The organism is Ruegeria sp. AJ12 (assembly GCF_056536245.1).
Genome location: NZ_JBQFJJ010000001.1, coordinates 3,320,657 through 3,335,948 on the forward strand (window position 1 = coordinate 3,320,657; position 15,292 = coordinate 3,335,948).

Sequence of the window (15,292 nt, forward strand, 5' to 3'; positions counted from 1 at the left end):
TTTCTAAAAAGAAACCCTTATCCTTTGATTGGAACTGGAATTACATCATAGCTGTGGTTGATGGCACGACCCAAAACCGGGTCATTGAGTTCGAGGGTGAACCGTTCCGAATAACGAACTCCGCCGATAGCACCACAGGTGCCGCCAAACAGAAGGGTTCCTTCAACGAGATCGTCGCCTTCATCCCTGAGATGTTCAAGCAATTCCCGGGGCGACAACAGCCCTGCAACGGTGCCGTCTTGATAGACAACTTCGCTGCCATTTTCCCGGATCGTAGAGCGGATCTGAATCTGGTCCCAATGGCCTTCCACTTCTTCCAGAGGCCAAAATTCGCTTGCCAGCGGTTTGTCGCAAAGCTGTTTGGCTACTGTAATACCCATGTGCTCGTACACGCGATCGGTATGATCAGACGCTGCACCGACCCAGATCCGGCCAGCGTGTTTGATGAGTGTATATTCAACCTCACCACTTGACCCATCACCGATTACTTCAATCGCTTGAGCTCCCGTCAAACGGGATACGCCGACACGGTAGAACATCGGCGTCTTTTCGGGGGCCTGCACTCCAATCTTGGCGAGTTCGTCAATGTGGTGTTGTAGTGCCGCTTTGTCCCGCCCGGTCCACCCACCAACAACGGCGCGGTCGAAGGTCAAGACAACCTCTTCAGTACCTTCTTTGGAAGTCAGTTTCGCGGTGATTTGGATTGATGGCTTCATCTTGATTTCCTGTAGTTATCGGCCACGAATGACCTGTTCCAGGCCACGGGCCACGGATAGCAATCTGCGGTCATGGCCCCGCACGCCAAACAACATCAGGCCAACTGGCAGCGACCCGTCGGCATGACACGGGATTGAGATTGCAGGTAAGTCGAGGAAGTTGCCGACGGCGGTATTGCGCAGGCACAAAAGGTTCACGGCATTCGAGTGATCCTGATCCTGCAACTCATCGAGAGTTGGAGGCACGATCTGAACCGTCGGCAGGACCAGCGCATCAAATTGCTCCTGCTTTTCATCGACCAACGCTTGCAAGTGTTTGCGATCTTGACCAACTGCGATGTAGTCGGCTGCCGTCTGGGATTTGCCTGCCCCAAATCGGTCCCGAACCCAAGGGTCATAGAAGTCCGCTCGTGTTTCCAAAAGATCTTTGTGCCACGCATATGCATCCGCACCTACAAAGCCACCCTTGCTATTGATTTCGGGCAATCGTGACAACTGCGGAATGTCCAATGGTGTCAGGCGCACACCGCGATGCGACAGCCGCGTCAACGCATCCTGATAAGCGCGGGCAACGACGTCATCCATTTTTTCGGTCACATAGCCGTCAAGCACGCCCAACCTGACTCCACCTTCGGGAAAAGACTGTACGTCATCCCCGTGCCCACCTGATAGAATTGAATCAAGCACCGCAGCACAGGACACACTGGTCGTGAAGGGCCCGACACAATCCAGTGTCTGAGAAAGAGGGACCGCGCCGCGTTTGGACACTCGCGTCGAGGTCGGCTTGAAACCGATTGTTCCACAAAACGCCGCTGGGATACGGCAGGAGCCACCTGTATCCGTTCCGATCGCAGCGGCAACCATTTTCTGGATGACGGCAACGGCCGCACCAGACGACGACCCGCCCGGGACGCGCGGCGTTTCAGCATCACAAGGGTTTGCCGGTGTACCGAAATGTGCGTTCACACCCAGGCCAGAGTAGGCAAACTCGGTCATATTGTTCTTGCCGATAATTACGAAACCCGCTCGGCGCAGGTTCGTCACAATTTGCGCATCTCGGTCGGCTGGAGCATTCTCGTCCAAAACGCGTGACCCTGCGCGTGTTACTTCGCCTTGAACATCGAACAAGTCCTTGATGGCAATTGGAATTCCTGCATGAGGCGGCACGGCTATTCCAGCCTGACGGCCGTTGTCGACCCAATCTGCCTGGGCACGCGCAGCGTCCTTGTAGGTCGTGAGAAATACCTTTGCGCCTTCCTCACCAGCAGCATCAATTGCAGCAAATGAGTCCTCTACAAGATCACGACTACGCAACTTCCCATTGCGCAACTTGCGCGACAAATCAGTGATGTTCTGGATCAAACCGCCTGCCTCCCGTTGTGACCGGGGCTGGGCGCCCCGGTCCATGAGTTTCATTGAGGATCGTAGTAATGCTGTTCCAACAGCAGGCAGCCTTCCTCGGTCCGGAACGGCCCATGAGCGACATGCGGCGGGCGTACACAATAGGTGAATGGGCCAAAGCGTTCGCCACCTTCGTTGCCCTCGTTCCCGACCCACATGTCGCCTTCGATCACGAATACTTCCTCCCAGTAATCGTGCTCGAAAGGCACGGTGGTGTAAGTGCCGGGTTCAAATTTCAGCAGCCGGGTCCAACCGCCCTGGCGGTTTTCCATGTCGAGATGTCCGGAGAGGATCTTTTGTTTGATCCCGCTCGGGTAACCGGGCGGGGTTTCCCAGCCATCGTTCATGTCGAGTTGATAAAACTCGCGGTGTTCTTTGTTTACGGCCATTTTGGTCTCCCTATTCGGCAGGTTCTTTGTTGAATTTCGGACTGTCCCGGCGGATCGTGTCCATATTGTTGCGATTGGTTTTGAACTTGTCTTTTTCGAAAATCTCGTCCGGGATGTTGAAAAAGCCCTGATCGAATTGAGCCGGAGCCGTTTCTTTCATCTCGATGGAGTCGAACGGGCACACATCCAGACACAGTTCGCAGCCGATGCAATTGTCGGTATGAACGTCAATCTTGCCTTCAGGGTTCTGCGACAAAGCCTCGTAGAAACACACCTGAACACAGATGTTGCAGGTCGGGTTTTTGCATGTGTCTTCGTTCACGACAGCATGTACCCGGTTTTTGGAGAATTGCTCTGAGTAGTCTTTGACCGAGTTCTTGGACGCAATCCCGATCATTTCGTCCACCGAGTTGTATCCGTGCTCATCCATAAAGGCTTCAACGCCCTCGATCATTTTCGGCAGCCATTTGATGCCTTTGACCATCAGGATGGAGCCGACCTGTACGATGCTCGACCCGGCCATAATGAACTCAATAATATCCCGATGATCAAAAATGCCGTTTGAGCCGGTGATCGGCATACCCAGCTCTTCATGAATCTTGTGAACCCAGCGAAGAGACAGCGGCTTAACCCAGGTTCCGCCGATTCCAGCCGGACCACCGATGCGGGGTTGGCCGGTTTCAATGTCCACGACAAACCCGGTATGGCGGTTTATCGCGGTAACAGCCGCAGCACCTGCGTCTTTGACTGCTGCCGCGATTTCGAGAGGCCTGGACTGGTCAGGTGTCAATTTGACGACAACTGGAATATCCACCGATTCACAGACTTGCCGGGTCACTTCAAAGGCGACTTCCGGTTCTTGACCGATCATGGAGCCACCGTGCACTCCAGGCATCATCGCGGGGTGTGGGCAACCAAAATTGAGCTCGACCATCGGCAGACCGCAGTCTTCGATCGTCCGACAAATATCTTTCCATCCGTTGATGTCCTTGGCACCTGCGCTGCCAATCAAGTGCGCACCCCGTTCCGCCGCGTATTTCTGCGTTTCGATCAGATCGGGAATCCAATCCTTGTAATATGTGCTCGAATAACCTGACCGGCTGTAGAACACGAAATCCCGGGCGGCCTTCCCCCGAATAATGTCGCCTTTGGAATTCATGACGCAGTATTTCGAGTTCTGGGTCAGACGCGCCATGTCTTCGATATCTGTGAGAGTTTTGATGATCGCACCCGAAGCCCCATAGTCGAAACACTGCTTCATCAGATCAGGGCTATTGGTCGTTTCGAGCGATGCAATAACAACCGGGTTTTTGAACTTCACTCCGCAAAAGTCCAAGCTCATGTCAGCCATATTTTGTCTCCTTGGTCGTTTCTCTTTGCCTGGGACGATCACCCGCACGGCGGACGCACCGGCTGAGCAGTTTACCTTTGACAACAAACTATAGGGAGTATACGTCCTAATATCAATCCCTCATTTTCCCTATGGAGAGTCCAATGAAACTAAGCCCTCAAAGCGCCCCTGCCCTTGCAAGTTTCCAATGGGACGACCCATTTTTAATTGCGGAAGACCTCGCTGAAGACGAGCGTCTGATTCGTGATTCCGCTGGCGCCTACGCTCAGGACAAACTGTTGCCGCGCGTCACTGAAGCCTTTGCCAAAGAGGAGACCGACCCCGAGATTTTCCGTGAAATGGGTGAGATGGGTCTGCTGGGCACCACCATTCCCGAGGAGTATGGCGGTATCGGTTCCAGCTATGTCACCTACGGTCTGGTCGCACGCGAGGTCGAGCGGGTGGACAGCGGTTATCGCTCGATGATGTCGGTGCAATCCAGTCTGGTGATGTACCCGATATACGCGTACGGCACTGAAGAGCAGCGCAAGAAATACCTGCCGAAGCTGGCCAGCGGCGAATATATCGGATGCTTTGGTCTGACCGAACCTGATGCCGGGTCCGATCCCGGTTCGATGAAGACCGTCGCGAAGAAGACCGACGGTGGCTACGTGCTGAACGGAACCAAAATGTGGATTTCGAACGCGCCGATTGCCGATGTCTTTGTGGTCTGGGCCAAGTCCGAAGCACATGGCGGCAAGATCAAGGGTTTTGTTCTGGACAAGGGTACACCCGGCCTATCCGCGCCCAAGATCGAAGGTAAACTGTCTCTGCGCGCCTCGATCACCGGCGAGATCGTGATGAGCAACGTTGAGGTTGGGGGCGATGCTCTGCTGCCAAACGTCGAGGGGCTGAAAGGCCCATTTGGCTGCCTGAACCGCGCACGGTACGGCATCGCCTGGGGCTCTATGGGTGCAGCTGAGGCCTGCTGGCATGCCGCACGGCAATATGGGCTTGATCGAAAACAGTTCGGCCGCCCGCTGGCACAGACACAGCTGTTCCAGTTGAAGCTCGCCAACATGCAGACCGAAATCACGCTGGGCCTTCAGGCTGCACTTCGCGTAGGTCGCCTTATGGATGAGGCCCGCGCGGCGCCCGAAATGGTCAGCCTGATCAAGCGCAACAACTGCGGCAAGGCACTTGAGATCGCGCGTCACGCCCGTGACATGCATGGTGGCAACGGCATCAGCCAGGAATTCCATGTGATCCGTCACATGGTGAATCTTGAAACGGTAAACACCTACGAAGGCACGCATGATGTGCACGCCCTGATCCTCGGTCGTGCGCAGACCGGCCTGCAGGCCTTTGCCTGAGGAAAGCAGAAATGGATCGCGCAACAATCGTGCATGACAATTTCCTGCGTCGGGTTGCGGCGCGGGACCTTCCTTCGGGCGCGGCTCCGACTGGACCGCTCAGCGGTCCCGATGCTGTGGCGCTGTTCCGCGCGCAGTGCCTGAGCCGGGCGCTGGACCGGCATAGCCGGGCCATGCAGAAAGCAGGTCAAGGGTTCTATACCATCGGGTCCTCAGGGCACGAGGGCATGGCTGCCGTCGCGGCCGCCCTGCGTCCGACCGACCCGGCTTTCCTGCATTACCGCGATGCTGCGTTTCAGATTGCCCGCGCTGATCAGGTTCCGGGGCAGAGCCCAACATGGGATATACTGTTGTCCTTCGCCTCGTCTTCCGAGGATCCGATCAGCGGCGGGCGGCACAAAGTCCTGGGGTCAAAGGCGCTCAGTATTCCACCGCAAACATCAACGATCGCCAGCCACCTGCCGAAGGCGGTTGGCGCGGCCTATGCCATCGGCGCGGCGCGCCGCCATCGCCCCGAACATGTCGAGATGCCCGAAGATGCAATCGTCTGCTGCTCGTTCGGCGATGCCTCGGCCAACCATTCCACGGCGCAGGGCGCATTCAATACCGCGCAGTGGACTTCGTACCAGTCCGTCCCTCTGCCCTTGCTGTTCTGCTGCGAAGACAACGGGATCGGGATTTCTACGAAAACCCCCAAAGGTTGGATCCAGGCCACATTCGAAAACCGACCCGGGTTGAAGTATTTTACCTGCAGCGGGCTGGACCTGTTTGAGACCTTCCGCGTCGCCCAGGAGGCTGCGGCCTATGTGCGCAGCCGTAAGAAACCGGCCTTCCTGCATATCCATACCGTGCGTCTCTACGGCCATGCGGGCGCAGACATGCCAACTACCTATATGCCCAAGACCGAGGTCGAGGCAGAGGAAGCCAACGATCCCCTGCTGCATTCCGTTCGCCTGTTGGATCACGCCGGTGCCCTGAGGCCAGAGGACGCGCTGAATATCTACACTGATACCTGTCAGCGGGTCGTCCGCGTGGCCGATCAGGCCATAACCCGCCCACGTCTGAAAACGGCCAAAGAGGTGATGGCCAGCCTGATCCCGCCCTCCCGCGCCTGCGCCCCGACCAACGGCCCTGCACCCGAGCGGCGCGCCGAGGTCTTTGGCGGCGACCTCAAGTCCCATTCCGAACCGCAGATCATGTCGCGGCTGATCAACTGGGCTTTGACCGATCTGATGCTGGAACATGGCGAGATCGCCATGATGGGCGAGGACGTCGGTCGCAAAGGCGGTGTCTATGGTGTCACGCAAAAGCTTCAGGCCCGTTTTGGCCCCGACCGGATGATCGACACACTGTTGGATGAACAATCCATTCTGGGTCTCGCCATCGGAATGGCCCAGAACGGGTTTACGCCGATGCCAGAGATTCAGTTTCTGGCCTATCTTCACAATGCCGAGGATCAGCTACGCGGTGAAGCAGCCACCCTGCCCTTCTTTTCGAACGGCCAATATACCAACCCAATGGTCGTGCGGATTGCCGGACTGGGCTATCAAAAGGGCTTTGGCGGGCATTTCCACAACGACAATTCGGTTGCTGTTCTACGCGACATTCCGGGCCTGATCCTGGCTTGCCCTTCCAATGGGGCTGATGCAGCCCGGATGCTGCGCGAATGCGTAAGGCTAGCGCGTGAGGAGCAACGGTTGGTGGTGTTCCTCGAACCGATTGCGCTCTACCCGATGCGAGACCTGCACGCGGCCGGCGACAACGGCTGGATGCGAACCTACCCTGGTCCATCCGAACGTATCGGGTTTGGTGAGGTCGGTGTGGATGGCGACGGGGACGATCTGGCGATCGTAACCTTTGGCAATGGCGTTTATCTGAGCCACCAGGCAAAACGCGCACTCGAAATTGGCGGGATCAAGGCACGTATAGTCGATATACGCTGGTTGTCGCCGTTGCCAAAAGACGCACTGACCCAGGCCGTGACCGGAGCCAAGAGAATTCTCGTCGTTGACGAGACCCGCCATCATGGCGGACTGGCCGAGGCCCTGATGGCACATTTTCACGAAACCGCCGATGTGCCACTGGCCCGAATTACAGCTGAAGACTGCTTCATCGCCACCGGACCCGCCTACGCCGCGACCATGCCATCAAAGAGCGGTATCGAAGCTGCCGCGCGGCGGCTGATGGAGGCTGGTAAATGAGTTCCACCAAACAGACAGCCGTTGTCATCTGCCCCGGTCGTGGCACCTACAACAAGTCCGAGCTAGGTGTTTTGGGGCGGCACTTCACCGACAAGGCCCTGCTGGCGCATTTCGATGAGATGCGTCGTGCGCAGGGGCAGGATACGCTCAGCGATCTGGACTGGGCCGAGCGGTATTCAATCGCCAGACACACGCGCGGCGACAACGCTTCTGCTCTGATCTTCGCCGCTACGCTTGGCGATTTCCGGGCCATCGACCGGGAACGGATCGAAGTGGTTGCGGTGACGGGTAACTCCATGGGTTGGTATTCGGCCCTGGCCTGTGGCGGTGCCGTGTCGCCCGAAGGTGGGTTCGATATTGTCAACACCATGGGTACGTTGATGCAGCAGAGCCTGATCGGCGGGCAGTTGATCTATCCCTTCATGGATGCCGACTGGCGCCGTGACCCGGAGCGCAAGGCCGAACTTCTGGCGCTGGTCGCCGATATCGACAGCACCGATGCCACCCTGACCCTATCGATTGATCTGGGCGGAATGCTTGTGCTGGCCGGAGATGAGGCTGGCTTGTCCGCCTTCGAAAAAGCCGTCCCGGTGGTGCAGGAGCGGTTCCCCATGCGACTGACCAATCACGCAGGGTTCCATTCACATCTTCAGGCCCCGGTGGTCGAGGCAGGGCGCGCACGGTTAAGCGCGGGCCTCTTTGACCAGCCGGACCTGCCGATGATCGACGGGCGGGGCCAAATCTGGTGGCCCGGCGCATGCCATCTGGACGGGCTTTGGGAGTATACGCTGGGTCATCAGGTGACCGAAACCTATGACTTTACACGTGCCATTTCACAAGCTGCGCGCGAATTCGCCCCCGACCTGTTCATCGTCACCGGACCGGGCACGACACTGGGCGGAGCCATAGCGCAAAGCCTGATTCTCTCCGATTGGGCCGGATTGGAAGACAAAACGGAGTTCCAAGCACGTCAGAACAACAACCCATTGCTGATTTCTATGGGAAGGGCTGACCAAAGGACACAGTTGGTTTAGCGTCAGGATGCGTTGAAAGACCAGAACACTGGGCAAGGATTGTTGGTACTACGTCGGTAAAGACAGCCCATGCCAGCTTCTGTTCCTGTAACTTCAGTGTTCGAAAACTAGGCTGAGGATGCATTGATTTTCAAAGCGCTGCATGTTTCACGGTTCGAAAAACGGAGCGATGATATGAGCGACCTTTTCTGGCTGACTGACGAGCAGATGGCCAAACTTTCCCCCTTCTTGCCGACGTCGCACGGCAAGCCTCGGTTGATGATAAACGAGTGTTGAGCGGGATTATCTTCATCAATCGCAATGGGTTGCGGTGGCGTGACGCTCCCAAGGAATACGGACCGCACAAGACGCTTTATAGCCGTTGGAAGCGTTGGAGTGAAAAAGGTATCTTCGCTCGGATGATGGTCGGCTTGGCATCCGAAGGATGCTGCCGAGAGGGGCCGAACCAAGGGCGGCCTGAATACCAAACTGCATGCTATCTGTGACAGATGAGCCGTGGTGCGCCATTGGTTCAAGCACAATGGCGAATGGCGACCGATCAGCCTTTTTGTCACCGCTGGCCAAGTCAGCGGCTACATCGGTGCGCGAGCGCTACTGAGCAATATTCCAGATGTCGACTGGCTGCTCGGGGGTCGCGGCTATGATGCAGACTGGTTCCGAGACGCGTTGAAAGACAAAGGAATAAGCGCCTGCATCCCAGGTCGAAAGCAACGCAAGACAATCGTGAAGTACCCCTCTCGTGACATTGCTACGCAATGCACTGCCAGGCAGTGGACAAGCGCCGATATAAAAGGTGCAACCGTATTGAGATCATGTTTGGTAGCTGCCATTACCTGCAAGCGCAAAATCAGGAGCTGCTCGAACTCACAATCTGCGGGACAAAGGGTGAATTCGCTGCGTTTTCACCAAAGTCTGCGATATAGAGTAACCGGCCGCATATGCGCGGCCGGTCTTTCGATTTTACCGATCTCTGAGGAGGTTTTCAGGTCGGCTCCGCTTCTTCGGCGGGTTGGAATGCTCAGCCGGTTTCACCAAATCCTTTCGGTACCGGTAGATCAGGCAAGCTTGCCGCACGTTTTTGCAAGGCCCGTCCGATAACCACACGGCTGATTTCCGTCGTCCCGTCCACAATCCGCAGCATTTGTGCAAGGCGGGACAAACGATCCAGACCATAAGGCTGCAGCAGACCCATGCCGCCCAACACTTGCGTGCAGGTGTTCGCAGCCTTCACTGCGGCATCTGGCACAAACCGTTTGGCATGAGCGGCCATCAGAGGACCTTCGGGTGTGCCAAGGGATTCTGCCGCCTTTCGATAAAGCAGCTTGGAGGCTTCAAGATCGGTTGCAACCTCGCCCAGCATCCACTGGATCCCGTGCAGATCGAGGTTCTTGCCACCAAACATTTTGCGGTTCTTGGAATAGGACAGCGCCGTGTCCAGTGCAGCTTGCATCAATCCACAGCATCCTGACGCAATCGAAACACGGGCGATGTCGATCGCCATGAGTGAGCCTTGCAGGCCCTGGCCAATGGGCAGGATGATGTTGTCTTCACTCACCACGACTTTGTCCATGTACATCTCGGCCAGAGGCAGGAAGCTGTAGGACGGGGTTTCGTAGAGCGGTCCAAAGCTGAGACCCGGGGTGTCGGTCGGGATGGCAATCATCGCCATATCCTTGTGGCCGGGCTCATTGCTGGTCTTGACCACGGTGAAATAGATATCAGCCTCGGTCGCCAGGCTGACCCATGCCTTCGCACCGCTGATCGTCCATGTGCCGTCGTCATTGATCACGGCTCGCGAATACATGTTTGTGGCATCCGATCCGGATTGCGGTTCGGTCAGTGCAAAGTTCGCCAGTTTGCGGCCCGAGGTCAGATCCCGTGCCCATTTTTCCTTGAAGGTATCTGTGCCATAGCCGCAGCCCGCGAAGGTGCAGATGTTATGCATCGATAGGGCAAAGGCATAAGCGCCATCTCCGAGCCCCAGCTGTTCGTAGACCTGAATGCCCTCTGAAAGTGGCAAGCCCTGGCCGCCAAACTCTTCGGGGGCGTAGAGCCCGGTCAGGCCAGCAGCCCCGGCCTTGTCCGACGCATCACGGGGCCATGTCTTCGTGGCGTTCCAGGCGTCCACATTGGGCAGGATGACCTGCTCCGCGTGGTCGCGTGCGGCCTGGAGTATGGTGGCGAGTTTGTCTGACATTGATGGATCCTTTCAATGGCGATTGTTCTCAGATGACGCCACAACCCGGCAATCGTGGATGGCCGGACTGATGAGCTATGAAGGCAAAACTTCAGCTGAAAATGTTTCTCTGCGGCAAGACTTAGCGAGCCAGCCCGTTAAGCTCTATCTCGTGTGCTGACAGATAATTGTCCTAAAGTGACAAATGGCCGCTTATGTATGTGATTTGCGATATGCGCTGGGTGTACTGCCGGTCCAGCGTTGAAAGGCCCTGTGGAAATTGGCAGCCGAGGAAAAGCCGACATCATGTGCGACGGCCTCAACGCTTTTGCGGCCCGCTTGTAGATCGCGGATCGCGATGTCGCGCCGCAGGGCATCCTTGATCCCCTGAAACGACGTCCCATCCGACTGCAACCTGCGGATCAGGGTGCGCGGGGTCATGTGCATTGCGGATGCTGTCTGGGTCAGGGTCGCCGCGTCCCATCCCGTTTGGCCCAGATAAGTGCGCACCCGCAGCGATTGGGTGTGTTCACGCGAAGAGGTGAAGATCCAGTCCCGGGGCGCGTTTTGCAAAAACCGGTCAAGATCAGCTGTACTTCGAGTCTGCACTGGACCCAGTACATTCGGGTCAAACGCGATGGCGGTGGCGGGTTGGCCAAACCGCAGCGGTGCAGGAAAGATAATCGCGTAATCCTGATCAAAGTCCGGGCGATCAAACGCGAAATCAACGGCCTTAACCGGAACCTCATGCCCTGCCAGCCAAGACATGAGCCCGTGGGCAAGTTTGAGGATCAGCATATGTCCAAACCGCTGAAGCGGCACTTCGCCTTGTGGTTTCAGGGTAAGTACCAACGCGTTGTCGGCGTCCTCCAGATCAAACTGATAATCATCCAGCAACAAGTTCCAGAACGTTGAAAACCGGTAGAGCGCTGATGCTAGAGACGTGGCTTCCCTGACAGTGGTCAGAAGATGTTGTAGGGCCCTCGGCCGGACGGGTCTGCTCCAAAGCCCCATCATCTCATCACCGGTCTCAACTGCGGCAAGTTGATAGAGGCAAACGATCTGATCCAGCGTGACGCGACCATTCGGCGAGCGCGTATCCGCGTTCAGACCGGACCGGCTAAGCAGCGACGCCATCTGCGCCTCTGGGCATAGGGCACGCAGCGCCGCCAGCCAGTCATCGACAAACTGGCTGGAAACCGTGGAAAGGATCGTTGGCGTGACATTGGTCATAACGCCTCAGGAGGTATCACCAATTCCGGTCGACATGAAATGCAGGCTTGCAGATGGCGGCTTTCGCAGATGACAGAATGTCAATGTCTCAACCAGATAACGCTCTGCTTGAACTCATTTCAGTGCGGTCAGGCGACTTCGAACAACGCTGCGGCCCCCATGCCTCCGCCAACACACATGGAGGTCACCACGTATTTTACGCCACGACGCCTCCCCTCAAGCAGAGCGTGCCCGACTTGTCTCGCACCTGTCATGCCGTAGGGGTGGCCAATCGATATCGCACCGCCGTTCACGTTGTAGATTTCGGGATCAATCCCAAGGTGGTCGCGGCAATAGAGAACCTGGCAGGCAAAGGCTTCGTTAAGCTCCCAAAGGCCGATGTCTTCGATGCGAAGACCTGCATTCTTCAGCAGCTTTGGAATGGCGTAGATCGGGCCGACCCCCATCTCTTCCGGTGCGTTTCCTGCAACAGCCATGCCGCGATAGATACCTAGCGGTGTGAGACCCTGTTGCTCAGCCATTTTGCCTTCCATGAGCACACAAGCCGAGGCCCCGTCAGAAAGCTGGCTTGCGTTTCCGGCAGTGATCAGTCCTCCTTCGACAACCGGGTTCAATGCCCCGAGTGTTTCGGCCGTCGTACCCGGCCGGTTGCCCTCGTCTTTTGACAAGGTCACCTCGTCCAGGGTTTCCTCTCCGGTTTCGCGGTTCTTGACCCGCTTAATCGCAGTGATCGGGACGATCTCATCTTCAAACGCGCCAGCGGCCTGAGCCCGGGCGGTCCGACCTTGGGAAAGTGCAGCGTATTCATCCTGGGCGTCACGACTGATCCCATAGGTCCGCACCACATTTTCCGCCGTCATCAGCATCGGCATATAGGCATGTTCAGATTGGTCGATAACGTTTGGATCTTTCTCATCGCCCGCCCATTTCAGATAGGCATTCTGCAGGGTAGAAATATTTTCCTGCCCGCCAGCCACGGAGACATTCTGACCATCCACAATGACCTGCTTTGCGGCCGTCGCAATGGCCATCAATCCGGAGGAACATTGCCTGTCGATCGTCTGTCCTGCCACCGTATTGGGAAGGCCCGCCGCCAGCGCCGACAAACGGGCGACATTCATGCCCGCTGTCCCCGCCGTAAGGACCGATCCAATGACGACATCTTCGATCGTACCGGGGTCCACGCCTGCACGTTCAACCGCGTGCTGAATGGCGTGCCCCATCATGGTAGGGGATTTGATGTTGTTCAGCGCACCTTTGAAGGCAACCCCAATGGGGGTTCGTGCGGTTGAGACGATAACGGCTTCTCTCATGATTTTTCCTTTTTGGCATCAAAATGTGCGTCAAGTGTCACGCCCGAGGTTGCAAGTTGTTCCAGCAAAGGCGCAGGCGTGAACCACATCTCACCATAGGCACCAAGCGACTGCCGATAGTGGGTCATGCGTTCCAAAATCTGACTTAATCCAATCTCGTCAGCATAGTGCATTGGGCCGCCGCGCCAGTTTGGGAAGCCATAGCCATTGACCCAGATCAGGTCGCAATCACCCGGGCGCGTTGCAACGCCCTCTTCAAGGATGACAAAGCCCTCGTTGATCAGGGGAAACAGACACCGTTCAAGGATTTCCTGATCGTCGATGTCCCTGCGTTTCACGCCATGCAAGTCCGCCAATTGGGCACTGATTTGAACAATCTCAGGGTCTTCGACCCGTGTCCGCCCCTCGTAGACATAGCTTCCACGCCCGGTTTTCTGACCCAGTCGGCCCAGTTCAAACAACCTGTCCTGCACAGCCTGGTATGTCGGGTCATGTGCGATTTCACTTCGCAGTTCCTGACGCACGCGGGCGCCCACATCGACCCCGGCCAGATCCGCCATCGCGTGAATGCCCATGGCCATGCCGAAGTTCTCAAGGACGTTATCCACCTGTTTCGGCGTCGCCCCCTCAAGAAGCAGACGCGACCCTTCGCGGAAGTATGGCTCCAGCATCCGGTTTCCAACAAAGCCGTAGCACACGCCAACCGTGACTGGGAGCTTTCGGATCTTCTTTGCGACCGTGATTGCCGTAGCAATGACGTCCACAGCGGTCTTGGCGCCGCGCACCACCTCCAGCAAACGCATGACATTCGCCGGGCTGAAAAAATGGAGACCAATCACATCCTCCGGGCGTGATGTGACTGCGGCGATTTCATCAAGATCCAATGTCGATGTGTTCGAGGCCAGTATCGCGCCACGTTTTGCGTGTCGGTCCAGGGCTTCAAAAATCTGGCGTTTGACATTCATGCTTTCAAACGCCGCTTCAATGATCAGGTCAGCCTTCGCAAGGTCTGCATAGCTGAGCGTCCCGGTGGCGTTGGCGGCGATTGCCTCTGCCCGATCGGCACTGAGCCGCCCTTTTTGAGCCGCACGCTGGAAATGCTCCCGGACCTTTTCCAGCCCCTGTTCCAGCGCAGTTTGTGTGGTTTCCAGAAGCGTGACCGGGTATCCCGCCTGCAGAAAGGCGATGGCAATGCCGCGCCCCATTGTTCCGGCACCGATCACGGCGACCGATGAAATGCTACGTGGTTGGCCGGCACGGGTAACGCCGGGAACCTTGGTGCATTCACGCTCTGCGAAGAACAGATGCCGCCCCGCGCGCGATTGAGGTGTGTCGAGCAGTTCAGCGAAACCTGCCTTCTCTTGTGCCAACCCCTCGGCCAGCGGCAATTCGCACACGGCCTCGATGGATACCAAGCAGCGTTCAGGGGCGACACGGTTTTTGGACGTGCGCGCTATCTGGTCTCGGAAATCCGTCAGATATCCCTTCGGATCAGGGTGTGTGACGGTCATATCCACGCAACTGCGTTTCGGATCGCCCTCATGGCTGACACGGGTGGCGAAACCCAAAACATGCGCGCGAAAATCCTGGTCGTTCTCAAACAGCGCGTCGACCAGCCCGCAAGACAGGGCATATTCGCCCTTCACAGGATCACCCGACAGGATCATCTGCGTTGCCGCTTCCAGCCCGGCAATCCGGGGTAGTCGCTGGGTGCCTCCGGCACCTGGCAGCAGCCCCAGCTTGATCTCGGGCAGCCCCATCAATGCATCCGGCGTGGCGACACGGTAATCGCAGGCAAGCGCAATCTCCAGCGCACCCCCCATGGCAGGGCCTGCTATCGCGGCGATAATGGACTTCCTGCTGCTTTCAATCGTTACACACAGGTCCGGCAGGTCCGGCTTGTCCCAAACTGCCCCGGTACGGAACTCGACGATGTCAGCGCCGCCGCAAAAGAGCGGCAGAGCCGAGCATAGAACGATAGCTTTGACCTGTTCATCGGCGTCCAACTCGTGGAGGGCCGAGGAAAGCGCCTGTCGCATCTTGAGACCAAGAGCGTTCACTGGCGGGGCATTCAGCTCAATGAAAGCGACACCCTCGGTGTGTTTAATGGAAATCATGTTTGGAAA

General features: G+C 57.1%; 11 protein-coding genes and 1 pseudogene. 4 read left to right on the forward strand and 8 right to left on the reverse strand.

The features are described 5' to 3' along the window. Positions 1-17 precede the first annotated feature (17 nt). The 4 genes from ACR3E0_RS16685 to ACR3E0_RS16700 are packed head-to-tail and all read right to left on the reverse strand — an operon-like array spanning position 18 to position 3,857. Complete coding sequence (locus ACR3E0_RS16685; RefSeq protein WP_480479969.1) at positions 18-716, reverse strand: DUF2848 domain-containing protein; 699 nt, start codon at positions 714-716, stop codon at positions 18-20. 15 nt (positions 717-731) lie between these two features. After that, a complete protein-coding gene (locus tag ACR3E0_RS16690) occupies positions 732-2,132 on the reverse strand; it encodes an amidase (protein WP_480479970.1) in 1,401 nt (466 codons plus the stop codon). Next, the gene (locus ACR3E0_RS16695) at positions 2,129-2,506 is read right to left on the reverse strand and encodes a cupin domain-containing protein (protein WP_480479971.1); all 378 of its coding nucleotides are present in this window, start codon (positions 2,504-2,506) and stop codon (positions 2,129-2,131) included. The genes ACR3E0_RS16690 and ACR3E0_RS16695 overlap by 4 nt, the downstream gene beginning before the upstream one ends. Before the next feature lie 10 nt (positions 2,507-2,516). After that, positions 2,517-3,857, reverse strand: coding sequence for a 4Fe-4S dicluster-binding protein (locus ACR3E0_RS16700; protein WP_480479972.1), 1,341 nt, complete (start codon positions 3,855-3,857; stop codon positions 2,517-2,519). 143 nt (positions 3,858-4,000) lie between these two features. Here ACR3E0_RS16700 and ACR3E0_RS16705 point away from each other — a divergent pair, with 143 nt between their 5' ends. From ACR3E0_RS16705 to ACR3E0_RS16720, 4 genes and pseudogenes are all read left to right on the forward strand, one after another. Then, the gene (locus tag ACR3E0_RS16705) at positions 4,001-5,209 is read left to right on the forward strand and encodes an acyl-CoA dehydrogenase (RefSeq protein WP_480479973.1); all 1,209 of its coding nucleotides are present in this window, start codon (positions 4,001-4,003) and stop codon (positions 5,207-5,209) included. Between the two features lie 11 nt (positions 5,210-5,220). After that, positions 5,221-7,410 (forward strand): thiamine pyrophosphate-dependent enzyme, encoded by a 2,190-nt coding sequence (locus tag ACR3E0_RS16710; protein WP_480479974.1) that lies wholly within the window; start codon positions 5,221-5,223, stop codon positions 7,408-7,410. Beyond that, positions 7,407-8,444 (forward strand): ACP S-malonyltransferase, encoded by a 1,038-nt coding sequence (locus ACR3E0_RS16715; RefSeq protein WP_480479975.1) that lies wholly within the window; start codon positions 7,407-7,409, stop codon positions 8,442-8,444. Before ACR3E0_RS16710 ends, ACR3E0_RS16715 begins: the two co-directional genes overlap by 4 nt. Positions 8,445-8,618: 174 nt before the next feature. Then, positions 8,619-9,265 (forward strand): annotated as a pseudogene (locus tag ACR3E0_RS16720) (transposase); the annotation flags it as partial. 197 nt (positions 9,266-9,462) lie between these two features. Here the strand turns inward: ACR3E0_RS16720 and ACR3E0_RS16725 are convergent. The 4 genes from ACR3E0_RS16725 to ACR3E0_RS16740 all read right to left on the reverse strand — a co-directional run bounded on the left by ACR3E0_RS16725 (position 9,463) and on the right by ACR3E0_RS16740 (position 15,283). After that, on the reverse strand, positions 9,463-10,641 hold the full coding sequence (locus tag ACR3E0_RS16725; RefSeq protein ID WP_480479976.1) for an acyl-CoA dehydrogenase family protein: 1,179 nt from the start codon (positions 10,639-10,641) through the stop codon (positions 9,463-9,465). Between the two features lie 192 nt (positions 10,642-10,833). Next, positions 10,834-11,853, reverse strand: coding sequence for an AraC family transcriptional regulator (locus tag ACR3E0_RS16730; RefSeq protein ID WP_480479977.1), 1,020 nt, complete (start codon positions 11,851-11,853; stop codon positions 10,834-10,836). 128 nt (positions 11,854-11,981) lie between these two features. Beyond that, positions 11,982-13,166, reverse strand: coding sequence for an acetyl-CoA C-acyltransferase (locus ACR3E0_RS16735; RefSeq protein ID WP_480479978.1), 1,185 nt, complete (start codon positions 13,164-13,166; stop codon positions 11,982-11,984). Next, positions 13,163-15,283, reverse strand: coding sequence for a 3-hydroxyacyl-CoA dehydrogenase NAD-binding domain-containing protein (locus ACR3E0_RS16740; protein ID WP_480479979.1), 2,121 nt, complete (start codon positions 15,281-15,283; stop codon positions 13,163-13,165). Before ACR3E0_RS16740 ends, ACR3E0_RS16735 begins: the two co-directional genes overlap by 4 nt. Positions 15,284-15,292: the final 9 nt, after the last annotated feature.

What these genes read in the sequence shown, in the direction of transcription:
- ACR3E0_RS16685 (WP_480479969.1), bottom strand. Translation starts at nt 716, where the DNA reads ATGAAGCCATCAATCCAAATCACCGCGAAACTGACTTCCAAAGAAGGT.
- ACR3E0_RS16690 (WP_480479970.1), bottom strand. Translation starts at nt 2,132, where the DNA reads ATGAAACTCATGGACCGGGGCGCCCAGCCCCGGTCACAACGGGAGGCA.
- ACR3E0_RS16695 (WP_480479971.1), bottom strand. Translation starts at nt 2,506, where the DNA reads ATGGCCGTAAACAAAGAACACCGCGAGTTTTATCAACTCGACATGAAC.
- ACR3E0_RS16700 (WP_480479972.1), bottom strand. Translation starts at nt 3,857, where the DNA reads ATGGCTGACATGAGCTTGGACTTTTGCGGAGTGAAGTTCAAAAACCCG.
- ACR3E0_RS16705 (WP_480479973.1), top strand. Translation starts at nt 4,001, where the DNA reads ATGAAACTAAGCCCTCAAAGCGCCCCTGCCCTTGCAAGTTTCCAATGG.
- ACR3E0_RS16710 (WP_480479974.1), top strand. Translation starts at nt 5,221, where the DNA reads ATGGATCGCGCAACAATCGTGCATGACAATTTCCTGCGTCGGGTTGCG.
- ACR3E0_RS16715 (WP_480479975.1), top strand. Translation starts at nt 7,407, where the DNA reads ATGAGTTCCACCAAACAGACAGCCGTTGTCATCTGCCCCGGTCGTGGC.
- ACR3E0_RS16725 (WP_480479976.1), bottom strand. Translation starts at nt 10,641, where the DNA reads ATGTCAGACAAACTCGCCACCATACTCCAGGCCGCACGCGACCACGCG.
- ACR3E0_RS16730 (WP_480479977.1), bottom strand. Translation starts at nt 11,853, where the DNA reads ATGACCAATGTCACGCCAACGATCCTTTCCACGGTTTCCAGCCAGTTT.
- ACR3E0_RS16735 (WP_480479978.1), bottom strand. Translation starts at nt 13,166, where the DNA reads ATGAGAGAAGCCGTTATCGTCTCAACCGCACGAACCCCCATTGGGGTT.
- ACR3E0_RS16740 (WP_480479979.1), bottom strand. Translation starts at nt 15,283, where the DNA reads ATGATTTCCATTAAACACACCGAGGGTGTCGCTTTCATTGAGCTGAAT.